Genomic DNA, 12,002 nt, shown 5'->3' on the forward strand with positions numbered 1-12,002 from the left:
TCACTTAATGAATACATAAAAAAATCCCTTAACGTAGGGATTGTAATCAAAAATTGCAGCTTTCATTAAGTTACTTATATCTCACATCATGAATATCTTCTCTCTTATTATAAATTCCCAATAGACTTTATTATTCCTCAATTTCTTCTAAGTATTCTATAAATGCCTTAACTATAATTGGATCAAATTGCTTCCCTGAACATCTTTTTAATTCTTCAATTGCTTCTTCTTTATTCAAGCATCTCTTATAAATGCCATTGTTCGTCATAGCATCATACGAATCTGCGACACTAACAATTCTAGATACCAGTGGTATTTTCTCTCCCTCTAATTTAAGCGGATAGCCATTTCCATCCCATCTTTCATGGTGAGCTAAGACACCTTTTGCTACATTATCTAATTGATTTGATGCTTTTACTATTCTATATCCTTTTTCTGTATGAGTTTTAACTACCTCGAACTCATCTTCTGTTAGCTCACCCTTCTTAAGTAATATTTCTTCATTTATTCCTATTTTCCCTATATCATGAAGCTTAGCAACTATTGTTAGCTCATCCATTACCGACATTGGAAGCGATAACTTTTCTCCTATCGCAATAGAATTTTCTAATACTCTATCTGTATGTTCTTCAGTTTCCAAACTCTTAGCTTCTAAACCCATTTGCAGAGAATACATTATAGAACTATTAAGACTGGTTTTTTGTAGCAACTTTTGCCTATATACCTTATCATCTGCTTCTTTTAATGCTTGATATATACTCTTATTCAAGCTATCCGCTACTGATGCACCTAAAGATATGCTCACATTGATTAAATCGTGCTTATACATTTTGCAACGATCAAATATATTTTTAATAATGATTTCACATTCCTGTTCAGTTGTATTTTTACTTAAAATTACGAATTCATCTCCACCAGTTCTGAAAATCAACTGTTTTTCACCACATACATCTTTAAGTGCTTGGGCTATTAATCTTAAAAGTTCATCGCCTTGATCATGACCTAGCGTATCATTTACTAATTTTAGTCCATTGGCATCCCCCATTATTACTCCTACCGGAAGATACTCTTCACCTTGGAACTCTTTCACCTTTTCTTCAAAATATGTTCTATTGTATAAACCTGTTAAAATATCAGTAAAACTTAATTGCCTTAATTTTTTCTCTGCTTCTTTTTTCTCAGTTATATCTAATACTAATCCTACAACACCTGAAACATCACCATTCTTATCGATTACAGGTACTTTTACTGCTTCTGTATATATTTCCTCTCCATCTTCTGAGTAAAGTATTGTTTCAGCTTTTATACTTCTTTTGTTTTTTATTACTTCATTATCTTCTCTTGAATATTTTGCAGCCAATTCTTCCGTTGGATGTATATCAATATTTGTCTTTCCTACTACTTCTCCTATACCATCCTTATTATAGAATTCATCAAATTGCTTATTTACATATACGTATCTGCCTTCTTTATCTTTAAAAAATACTCTTCCTGGAAGTGTATCCATTACAACTTTTAATATGTTTTCTTGTTTCTCTATAATCTTATCTTTTTCTTTTATAATATCTAAATTTGCATATATGCCAGCTACAGCAAATACTTTTCCCTCATCAATTAGCGGAACTATAGTAATTTTTCTGCGCTTTCCATCAAGGTACCCTTCTTCAGTTAATGGCTTTAAGGAATTTATAACTTGATTGCAATATTTAATACATTCCTCTCTTACAACACCATCAAATATCTCTGCATCATTTTTTCCAATAAATTCTTTATTTATATCTTTATATATAGCTTTGTATTCTTTATTTACATATATAAATCTTAATTCAAGGTCTTTTATCCATATAGGCTGTGGAAGATTATCTGCTAATGATTTAAATAGCTTGTACTCCATCTCCTCATTTTCCCTCCTTTGAATTCCAATCTGCCGTAATAATTCTCAGAAATGATTCATCATAATAATCTCTAATAAACTATTTGGAGCATTTATGCAACTATTTCCTCAAATTTTACTAATTACAACCAACTTATCACACTTTGTAATTTCTTTCAATCATTGCAATCATTTGTTAGGGACTTATTTTTAAAATTGAAATTCAATTTCTTTATTAAACTTAATCACTAGTAATGTAGCTTTAAAACTTTTAATTCTTTACTATATTACAAAATAAATATTTAAATTAAGTACCTTTATCTACTTAATCTTATGTTTATATTTCTTATCTATTATCTCTTTTAAAGCACCTTCTGCCAGTTGTGCAAAATATTTCGAGCTATTTAAAATTGCCTTCTCATCAACTTTATATTCCGGGTGATGGTGTGCATAAGATTTTCCTGTTCCTACAATTATAAATGCACCTGGTATTTTTCTTTGATAATACGCAAAATCTTCACCCTCTAGACCCATAGATATTCTTCTAACATCATATCCAGATCGTTTTCCAATTTTAGTGCTAAACTCTACCCATTCTTCAGTATTATTTGTTGCCGGAGAACCTGAATGCCAAATAAGCTCTGCACTTCCACCAAAAGATTGTGCTATTCCTGATACCATTTCATTCATTCTCTTAGCTATTAATTGACGTATATTCTCATCTAATGTTCTTACTGTGCCTTCAAGATATGCTGATTCTGGAATTACATTCCAAGTATTTCCTCCTTCTATATGAGTCACACTTAATAGCGCTTTTTCTGTTGGACCTATATTACGACTGATAATTGTTTGAAGTGATGTAACTATGTTACTGGCAATTATAATTGGATCTATTCCTTTTTCCGGCTTAGCAGCATGGCTACCAATACCTGTAATATTTATTTCAAACCTATCGACAGCAGCTGTCATTGCTCCAGTTTTTATTCCCATTATTCCAACTTCTGAATCTGAAACATTGTGTATTCCAAAAATTGCATCCACATCATCTAAAACACCTGTCTCTAAAATTTTTTTAGCTCCATCCGCACTTTCTTCACCCGGCTGAAATATAAATTTTACTGTTCCTATTAATGACCCTTGATGCTTTTTAACTAAATATGCTGCACCTAAAATCACCGCCATATGAAAATCATGACCACAAGCATGCATCATACCATCAACTTTAGACTTATAACAGAGACTTGTCTCTTCTTTGATTGGTAATGCATCTATATCACATCTGATAGCGACGACAGGACCATTAGGATTTCCTTTTACCTGTGCTACAAGGCCTGTATCCAAAGGTAAATCAAGAATATCTATATCTGCTCTTTTTAGCAAATCTTTTATCAGTTGTGTAGTTTTATATTCCTCATTAGACAATTCAGGATTCTCATGTAGTTTGCGATATACTTCTATAAGCTCATCATTTAAATTCTCTATTATAGATAACAATATTTTATTTGTCATATTAATCCTCCTTTAAATTCATAAAATAACCTTTTGTCCTTTATAGTAGATTACTTTGCTAAATTAGTTGCTGCCATAGTTACAACGATAAATATTATATAGAATACTATATAAGCCCTCGACCACGCTCCACTAAAAGAATATCTTACTTTCTGGTGAGTCTTTAATATTCTTGTATCCTCTTTTACTATTTCTAAAAATTCGCTTTTATACTTACTAATAAATAGCAATAATGCAGCTACACCAACTAAAAAGTACAAAGTTCCAAATGTATACTCCAATATAGGCATCTTTAATAAAGATATTCCTGTTGTAGCAAAAGTTATCGTATTATTAAATATATGAGCTATCATCGACGGTATAATAGATTTTGATTTAATTGCAATAAATGCTAAAACAATTCCCATAAGTATTGGATTTATGAATTGAACTAGGTTTAGATGAAACATGGAAAAAAGAATTGAAGAAACAATCATTGCTGTTAGATTCCCATACTTCTGCATGCTTCTGAGTATAAATCCCCTAAATATAATTTCTTCTAAAATTGGTCCCACTAAACATACATATATTAAAAATAATATTAAAAAAGTGTTTTGTTTAGGGAAACTAAAATCTGGCTGTGGAATGTTTAATCCTAAAATCTTAAAAATTGTTGAGTATATCATATATACCATGCTTGAAATCATTCCTACCCCTATACAAGAAGTTGCTCCTAATAATACAAACATCTTATTTGACTTATTCTTTGAAAATATTTCTTGCCTAAATTTCACCTTTATAGTTTTTATTGCTATGAGAATTGCTATAAGATCCCCAACTATACATGTAAAATATCCAGCAAAAAAATTATATGCGTCACTTGAAAGTCCTAAAATTATATTTTCCTTTAGATTAGTTACTGCATTGAATCCTATCATTGGTCCTATAAATTTTATAGAAAATGTCATTATAAACACTAATCCATATGTTGACAATACTAGCGCAAGAAGTATCCTTGCACAGTTTCCGCCGCTTTTTTTTATATCCTTTTTTAATGCGAGCTTTCTATATTCAATTTCTTCTTGAAAATCATTTATCATAGCTTTACCTACCATTCATTACTTTAATGTAAAATAGAATTGCAATTACTTATAGCTTCATATAAATCTTCTCTTCTATCCTTCTTTATATCAAACTGTTCTTTAACCGCTCTTATCATATCTATTTTTAACTCTTTTATAATTAATGTTTCTTTCTCACTTATTTCATTAAGTATATCACCATCTGGACTTACAAAAATTGATTTTCCATTATAATGAAGATCATTTCCTATTCCCATTCTATTTATCCCTATTATATAGCATTGATTTTCTATAGCCCTAGATTTCAATAAGGTTATCCAATGCTTCTCTCTTTCTTTAGGCCAATTAGCCGCTATAGTTATTATTTGCGCTTCTTTAGATGCTATTTGAAATATTTCTGGAAACCTTAGATCATAGCAAATAAATGGAGCTATTTTAAATCCATCAATCTCACATGTGAGTATCTTATCTCCTTTATGATATTTATCATCCTCACCACTGTAGGAAAATGGATGTATTTTCGTATATTTAGTTAAGCATTTCCCTTCTCTTGACATAATAATATATTTATTGCTACCCATTTTATCACTTTTTACCGCAACACCAATTCCTATATTTATATTATTATCCTTAGCATTTTTTCTAATCCATTTTATTATTTCATCTTCAGATAATACAAGCTTGTTTATATTCATGGTAAAACCCGTTAAAGCCATCTCAGGAAATAGGATTAAATCAACCTTATTTTTCAAAGCTCTTTCAATGAATTCTTCAACTTTCTTCATGTTTTTATTAATATTCTCCCAGATTATATCCATCTGTGCAATTCCTATAATCAAGTTGTACCTCCTTTAATATTATAAATAAAGGATACTATGTGCATTGTTACATCAGAGTACCCTTTACTTTAGGTCGCCTATATCTAATTACCAGTCGTGGTTAAAAATTCTTTCCATTCCATCCCCAATTTGCAACTTCCTCATACTTGACGTATATCTTATCTTTAGGTATGTCTAATTCCTTTTCATATATGTTACAAATTTCTGCTGTTAAAGCATCATATGCATCCTTACTTGATTTTCCAAATATTTTCACTTCTATAAATGCACCCTTTTCTAATTTTTCTCCTCCGAAATATAATGAGTAATTGTCTTCTAAGCCTACCATCAAAAAGGTTTCACTTTTTCCTGGAATCAATTTTATTGCTTCCCCTAATTTTTTCTTTATAATTTCCTCTTTTTCCTTTGAAATTTTCACACTAACTTTTGATCCTATAAATGGCATCTCTTTTTATCTCCTTTCTACATATACATATCTAAATATACTAAATTATACCATAATTCTATATATTTTATTATTATTTGCAAGTACATACTTAATTTATATCATAATTTTTAATATCACATTCAGTTTTATTACTCCAATAAATACCACATTAAAAATTGATTATTTAGTTTTAATTATATCACATCTTGTACTAGACCTTACCACTATGTTTGATTCTCCTCTCTTAAGTTTTATAAGAATACTATATTAACTTAGGAATACTATAAATATTCTAACCTCTTACCTTCTAAATATAGTATGTATATAATTTAAATATGTAATTTATTCCTTTTGTATATATTCATCACTTCTCTTATTTTTTAGTTGTTGAACTTCGTTTGTTAATCTCATAATTATTTTAATATTAGATACTGAAATAATTATAAGAAAAAACTAAAATTTGGTTAAACTTTTTTCTAAAATATGTTATATTATTCATAGTAGGTATTAATTTTGTAAGTATTTAGGTGTTGACTTTTAAGTTTTTTTGAGAGGGGATTAAATTATGAATGTCGATAAATCAATGTCAAAAATTTTGATAGTTGATGATAATATTGCTAATGTTTTACTACTTGAAAGAATGCTTAACATATCTGGTTATAATAATATAAAAACATTAACAGACTCTAGAGAAATTTTAAGATTATATTCTACATATAAACCTAATTTGATACTATTAGACTTTAGGATGCCATTTGTTGATGGACTTCAAATTATAGATGAACTAAATCTTATAAAGGATGATAGTGAACTATCTATAATTATGATCTCTGCTGAAAACGATAAAGAATACTATGATAAAGCGTTGGCTAAAGGTGCTGCTGATTTCATTACTAAACCATTTAATTATAATGATATAATTTCAAAAATTACGAGTACCTTGGACTGTTTATGATTACCAGGCATAGTGGATGAGGTGATATTATGAATAAAACAAATACTAATAAAAACATTTCTCTTTATAAATGGATTTGGCAGTCCTATATTCGTAATGCGTTAATTCCATTGATAATTATTGAAATAATTTTTATTTGTATATATTTCATCTCAAATTACTGGTCTCATAAAAGTTCAGTTGCCTTTTACAAAGATCAATCAAAAAGTGAACTTAATAAAATCATTAAACAAGAAGTCAACTTAATTGATCAGCACTTATCATCTATTTCAAATTCTACAATGTTTTTTAGTTTGCAAATGGGACATGCTTTATCAACTCCAGCTTCTTTAACTCCTACAGAATACAGTAGGTTATCATATTTAAATGATAATATTTACTATACTAAAGAGAATAATTCGGCTGATGAGGCAGCGATTTTTTATAATAATTTTCTGCCTGCTACAAGAGATGATAAAGAAAAGAAAATAGCCAAGGTATTAACACAACAAAAATTAATGGCAAATATTAAGAATTCTTGTCCATTAGTTAATTCCATATATTTTAACACCTTTGATTCCTTAAATATAACTTACCCATACATTGATGTTTTTAATAGCTATAATTCTTCTTTACAATCACCTTCTAGCAAATTTTATTATGAAGCTGATGCTAATCATAATCCAGATCAAAAAGTAAAATGGGTTGTTCATGATTTTAATTCAAGTAACAACAATTTTATAAGTTCTGCTATATGTCCTGTTTATAACGGAAATTTTTTGGAAGGTGTTGTAGGCATTGATATAAATATGGATTCAATTGTCAATAAGGTTTTAGAAATTGATATTCCTTGGAATGGTTATAACTTATTGATTGGAAAAGATGGTAATATTCTTTCACTTTCTGATGTTGGAAAAAGTGATTTGAATTTAGATCAACTCGTTTTAAAATATGGAAACGGGTATTATCAGTATAACTTGTATAACAATAATGATTTATCCTCATTAATGGATGAAATTCAAACTAGCGAAACTGGATTTTCAAATTTCACACTAAAAGAAGAACCTAGAATTACATGTTGGTCTGCTATACCTAATACGGATTTAAAATTATTAATAGTTGTTCCAACAAAAAATATATACTCTAATGCTGATATGCTAAGAAATAATTTATTGAAAATCGGAATCATTACAATATTAGGATTAATTTTATCCTATCTTTTATTTTTCTTAATTACTTATAAGAAAGTAAAAAATATGAGCCATATTGTTACTGGCTCTCTGCTAAATATTAATAATATTGTTCAGGAGATTAGTAGTGGTAAATACGATATAGCTGATCCACTATTAAAGATTTCAGAATTAGAAGATATAGCATTAAATTTGATAGAAATGGGACATCATATCGGTGAAACAAATAAAAATTTATTAATTACCCAATCTGAACTCAGAAAAAAAGAAGTTGATTTCAGGTCACTTGTTGATTCAATTAATGACATAATCTCAGAGATAGATATAAACGGATATATCACTAAGTTATGGTCCAGCGTCCATACTTATTTGTATAAACTACATATGCACGGTCATCTTAATTCTATCTATGATATTTTAGATGAAAGTACATCTAAAATTGCTAAAGAGAAGATACATTATGTCATTAAATCAAGAAAATCTACTACTATGGATTTTAATATCCAATCCAAGGATGGATTGAAATGGTTTGAGGCATGTATATCTCCTCATCTAAACTATAAAGATAGAGTAGTAGTTCTAACTCGTGATATTACAGAACAAAAGAAAATGGCTCGTTCTATTATTACGGCAAAAGAAGAGGCTGAAAAGGCTAGTAAAGCAAAATCCGAATTTTTATCTAGCATGAGTCATGAGCTTAGAACACCATTAAATGCTATATTAGGATTTTCTCAAATTCTAGAATTAGACCCTGAATCTCCATTAACTCCTTCTCAGAGTCAGAGTGTTAAGGAAATATCCAAAGCTGGCAGTCACTTACTAGAGTTGATTAACGAAATATTAGATTTAGCAAAAATCGAATCAGGAAAACTGAGCATTTCAATTGAATCTGTTCCGATTAAACATGTAATAGAAGAGGCTATATCCATAATAAAACCATTTGCAGATAAACATAAAATAAAAATTATTAATTATCCTATAGATAATTCAGATGAATTTGTTTCGGCTGATCATACACGATTAAAACAAATTTTGCTCAATTTGCTATCTAACGCAATTAAGTACAACAAAAAAGATGGCCAAGTAATCTTTTATCATGATAAGGTTAATGATAAGTATAGATTTCATGTTATTGACACTGGCATTGGTTTATCTAATTCTGATTTAGAATTGATTTTTAAACCATTTTATCGTCTAAACAGAATTAATAATTCAATTGAGGGTACTGGTATTGGCCTTGCAGTCGCCAAACAACTAACTGAATTAATGAATGGTGAAATATTTGTAACTAGCGAAAAAGGTGCTGGCAGTCACTTTTGGATTGAACTTCCTTGCATCGAATCATCTATTTTGCAAACTTCTGAAAATATGATGACATCTGAAAATAGAACTTATTTCCCTAACGATAAATTTCGTACAATATTATATGCTGAAGATAATCCTGCTAATTTACGACTTGTTGAACGTGCTCTATCTCAAATTAGTAATTTAAAAATGCTTTCAGCAAATTCTGGTGAGCTGTGTTTAGATTTAGCCATTGCCCATAAGCCAGATATTATATTACTAGATATAAATTTACCTGGAATAGACGGTTATGAAGTCTTCAAAAGACTCAAAATGCATAAGGAGACTAAAGATATCCCAATCATCGCTGTTAGTGCTCATGCAATGCCTAGAGATATAGAAAAAGGATTATCATTAGGATTTTCTGATTATATTACTAAACCAATTGATATTCCAAACTTTATCGAAAAGGTGTGCGCTATGTTAGCTAGAATTAATAAAGAAGATATCAATTAATAGGACATACTATATTTTAAGAAAGAGGAGCTATATAATTTATGAATTACGATAAAAATTATGACATAATTGGTTTTTCAAATGATTTAGGACTTAATCTTCAACAAGTGTCAGAACTTTATGCTGAATTGATTAATGAATTTAATCTAGCACTATCAGAGTTAAAGACCGCCATGATTGGAAGTGATTTAAAAAATATTCAAAAAATAATTCATAATTTAAAAGGTCTTTCCGGAAATTATAGAATAACTGATGTCTATGAGGAAACTACTAAAATTAATAATTTATTGAAAAATAGCAATTATAATAATATCGAACCGCATTTAAGTAATCTACTTACTGTCATCTCCATAGCCTTAAAAAAAATCAGAAGCTTCTTTTATGAGATGTCTATACTCATATAAATAAAAAAAAGACGGTACTAAAGAATTATTTAAACTGAACCTATGAAATAGCTCTTTTCAGAGTATCTATTTCATAGGTTCTATTTTCGTTCTTAGTACTATCCTTTTAAATTATCAGCTAATTTCTGCGACTATTTATTAGGAATTCTCCTAAATCTTTATCTGTGGTTAGCATATGCTTTCTACACCATTTAAATATTTTTTCTTGCATATGTATAATAAATAATGTTGATATTTCTCTGGTTTCTAAGAAGCTTCTTATGTGCCTTAAGCAATCTTTGAATTCTTCGTGCTGCATCTGCTGAATATCTAATCCTGGATAGTTATTTTCCTTTTGAATTGCTTCTTCTTCATTAATATGACGAATTGCATGTTCTTCAAGAGAATCCAACGCCTTAATAATCTCTACCTTGCTTTTTTCTTCATTCATAGCACTTACCAAATTATTAATTAATCTAAATAATTCTTGATGCTGTCTATCGATATTATCAACTCCAGTGGATAACACAGCATCCCAATTTGAATTCATAAAATGCATAAGTACCTCACCACTAATATTGATTCTGCTAATATCCATAATAACCGAATCATTATCTTCATGAATAAACTTTACCATTGATGACGCTATTTTATTATTTATTAATCCTCTTTCATCCTTTTTCAATACTTCATACATATTTCATACACCCTCTCATAATTTATACTTCTATACCCAAATATCATTATCTATATATACTCCTCACCCTAAGATTTTAAATGTTTAGCATAATTAATCTACACAAATATATTCATTAACAATCTCTTCTGGTAATTCTCTGTAATCAAATGGTGATATATCATCAATTTCAAATTTGACTAACTCCATAACCTTTATTAATACCCTATCCATTTTCACTAGAAATTCTTCCTTTTCTTCTGCCTTAATAACGAAACTATTGAATGGAACATTATATTTATTTACAAACTTCAAATTTAAATTTACAACCCAACTTCTCATATATGTATCCCCCTTATCCAAAATATCTTAATATTATTTAGAATTTTCTATTAAAAATTTTCCTAAATCCTTATCTAAATCCCGTATATGACTCTTCCACCAAGTTGACATTCTATTTTGTACCTTTATCACAAATAATGCAGATGTTCCATTATTTTCAAAGGTTCTTCTCAATTCTTTAAGCTCATCTTTAAATTCTTCGTGTTGCTTATGTTGAATGCTATATTTAGGATAATTATTTTTCTTTTGGATTTCTTCTTCCTCAGTAAAATGCTTTATAACATAATCTTCAAGGAAATTTAAAGTTCCTATAACCTCATCCTTACCCTTTCCTTCTTTCATGGCAATCAATAGTTTATTAATACGATCAAATAGTTCTTTGTGTTGATTATCGATATTTACAATCCCCGTTGCTAAATTATTGTCCCAATTTAAATTCATAATAAAACACCCTCTCATAAATTACTTTTAATAAGTTACTTCCTTTATATAAAAATATCTTCTATACGAATACACTTTAAAACACCCTTGCCTATACCAAATATCCATATAATTTAAATTATTTTTTATCATCTATATCTAAATTTAATTTTTTCATAACCTCAATTAATTTATCAGTATTTATTGGCTTAGTTACATACACTTCACACCCTAGTTCAAAAGCATTTTGAACATCTTTTGCATTATCTAAGGCCGTAATTACAAATTTTTTAGACAAATTTTCATAGGTTATTTGTTTTTCTTTCTCAATTGAATTAATCATCTTCAGTGCCTTTAACCCATCTAACTTTGGCATCATTATGTCAAGACATATAACATCATATGGATCTTTCTCCTCCACTGAAAACATAAATGCCTGTACTGCTTCCTCTCCGTTAACTACCATATCGCAATCGCCATATTGTGAAAAAAACTTAAATAAAAACCGTCTATTTACATAATCATCTTCCGCAATAAGAATTCTCATA

At 28.9% G+C, this 12,002-nt stretch carries 12 protein-coding genes; 3 read left to right on the plus strand and 9 right to left on the minus strand.

What is annotated here, in order from left to right; translation table 11 throughout:
- Window positions 1-130: 130 nt before the first annotated feature.
- From F3K33_RS24535 to F3K33_RS24555, 5 genes are all read right to left on the minus strand, one after another.
- Window positions 131-1,894, minus strand: a complete 1,764-nt coding sequence (locus tag F3K33_RS24535) for a sensor domain-containing diguanylate cyclase/phosphohydrolase (RefSeq protein WP_039772983.1) — start codon at window positions 1,892-1,894, stop codon at window positions 131-133.
- A 300-nt stretch (window positions 1,895-2,194) separates the two neighbouring features.
- Window positions 2,195-3,382 carry an amidohydrolase gene (locus tag F3K33_RS24540; RefSeq protein ID WP_039772985.1) on the minus strand — a complete coding sequence of 396 codons (1,188 nt, stop codon included), beginning with the start codon at window positions 3,380-3,382 and terminating at the stop codon, window positions 2,195-2,197.
- 50 nt (window positions 3,383-3,432) lie between these two features.
- Window positions 3,433-4,461, minus strand: coding sequence for a CPBP family intramembrane glutamic endopeptidase (locus F3K33_RS24545; protein WP_023975960.1), 1,029 nt, complete (start codon window positions 4,459-4,461; stop codon window positions 3,433-3,435).
- A gap of 23 nt (window positions 4,462-4,484) precedes the next feature.
- Entirely contained in the window at window positions 4,485-5,282 is a 798-nt protein-coding gene (locus tag F3K33_RS24550) for a carbon-nitrogen family hydrolase (RefSeq protein ID WP_023975961.1), read from the minus strand.
- A gap of 100 nt (window positions 5,283-5,382) precedes the next feature.
- On the minus strand, window positions 5,383-5,727 hold the full coding sequence (locus F3K33_RS24555; protein ID WP_039772987.1) for a phenylpyruvate tautomerase MIF-related protein: 345 nt from the start codon (window positions 5,725-5,727) through the stop codon (window positions 5,383-5,385).
- Between the two features lie 547 nt (window positions 5,728-6,274).
- On the opposite strand from F3K33_RS24555, the gene F3K33_RS24560 reads away from it, so the two are divergent.
- Genes F3K33_RS24560 through F3K33_RS24570 form a run of 3 tightly spaced genes read left to right on the plus strand, consistent with a single transcriptional unit; the run spans window position 6,275 to window position 10,037 of the window.
- The gene (locus tag F3K33_RS24560; protein WP_023975963.1) at window positions 6,275-6,664 is read left to right on the plus strand and encodes a response regulator; all 390 of its coding nucleotides are present in this window, start codon (window positions 6,275-6,277) and stop codon (window positions 6,662-6,664) included.
- Window positions 6,665-6,693: 29 nt separating this feature from the next.
- A complete protein-coding gene (locus F3K33_RS24565; RefSeq protein ID WP_039772990.1) occupies window positions 6,694-9,633 on the plus strand; it encodes an ATP-binding protein in 2,940 nt (979 codons plus the stop codon).
- Window positions 9,634-9,674: 41 nt separating this feature from the next.
- Complete coding sequence (locus F3K33_RS24570; protein ID WP_039772992.1) at window positions 9,675-10,037, plus strand: Hpt domain-containing protein; 363 nt, start codon at window positions 9,675-9,677, stop codon at window positions 10,035-10,037.
- 118 nt (window positions 10,038-10,155) lie between these two features.
- On the opposite strand, the gene F3K33_RS24575 is transcribed toward F3K33_RS24570, so the two are convergent.
- From F3K33_RS24575 to F3K33_RS24590, 4 genes are all read right to left on the minus strand, one after another.
- Window positions 10,156-10,713 (minus strand): bacteriohemerythrin, encoded by a 558-nt coding sequence (locus F3K33_RS24575; protein WP_242976408.1) that lies wholly within the window; start codon window positions 10,711-10,713, stop codon window positions 10,156-10,158.
- 93 nt (window positions 10,714-10,806) lie between these two features.
- Complete coding sequence (locus F3K33_RS24580) at window positions 10,807-11,034, minus strand: hypothetical protein (protein ID WP_012060969.1); 228 nt, start codon at window positions 11,032-11,034, stop codon at window positions 10,807-10,809.
- Between the two features lie 33 nt (window positions 11,035-11,067).
- Entirely contained in the window at window positions 11,068-11,475 is a 408-nt protein-coding gene (locus F3K33_RS24585; RefSeq protein WP_039772994.1) for a bacteriohemerythrin, read from the minus strand.
- Window positions 11,476-11,593: 118 nt separating this feature from the next.
- Window positions 11,594-12,001, minus strand: coding sequence for a response regulator (locus tag F3K33_RS24590; protein ID WP_023975967.1), 408 nt, complete (start codon window positions 11,999-12,001; stop codon window positions 11,594-11,596).
- Between the last annotated feature and the right edge of the window lies 1 nt (window position 12,002).

Origin of the sequence: Clostridium beijerinckii (assembly GCF_008705175.1) — a bacterium.
Taxonomy (GTDB): domain Bacteria; phylum Bacillota; class Clostridia; order Clostridiales; family Clostridiaceae; genus Clostridium; species Clostridium beijerinckii.

Bases quoted from the DNA above. Each gene is read 5' to 3' on its own strand.
- F3K33_RS24535 (WP_039772983.1), bottom strand. From the start codon at position 1,894: ATGGAGTACAAGCTATTTAAATCATTAGCAGATAATCTTCCACAGCCT.
- F3K33_RS24540 (WP_039772985.1), bottom strand. From the start codon at position 3,382: ATGACAAATAAAATATTGTTATCTATAATAGAGAATTTAAATGATGAG.
- F3K33_RS24545 (WP_023975960.1), bottom strand. From the start codon at position 4,461: ATGATAAATGATTTTCAAGAAGAAATTGAATATAGAAAGCTCGCATTA.
- F3K33_RS24555 (WP_039772987.1), bottom strand. From the start codon at position 5,727: ATGCCATTTATAGGATCAAAAGTTAGTGTGAAAATTTCAAAGGAAAAA.
- F3K33_RS24560 (WP_023975963.1), top strand. From the start codon at position 6,275: ATGAATGTCGATAAATCAATGTCAAAAATTTTGATAGTTGATGATAAT.
- F3K33_RS24565 (WP_039772990.1), top strand. From the start codon at position 6,694: ATGAATAAAACAAATACTAATAAAAACATTTCTCTTTATAAATGGATT.
- F3K33_RS24570 (WP_039772992.1), top strand. From the start codon at position 9,675: ATGAATTACGATAAAAATTATGACATAATTGGTTTTTCAAATGATTTA.
- F3K33_RS24575 (WP_242976408.1), bottom strand. From the start codon at position 10,713: ATGTATGAAGTATTGAAAAAGGATGAAAGAGGATTAATAAATAATAAA.
- F3K33_RS24580 (WP_012060969.1), bottom strand. From the start codon at position 11,034: ATGAGAAGTTGGGTTGTAAATTTAAATTTGAAGTTTGTAAATAAATAT.
- F3K33_RS24585 (WP_039772994.1), bottom strand. From the start codon at position 11,475: ATGAATTTAAATTGGGACAATAATTTAGCAACGGGGATTGTAAATATC.
- F3K33_RS24590 (WP_023975967.1), bottom strand. From the start codon at position 12,001: ATGAGAATTCTTATTGCGGAAGATGATTATGTAAATAGACGGTTTTTA.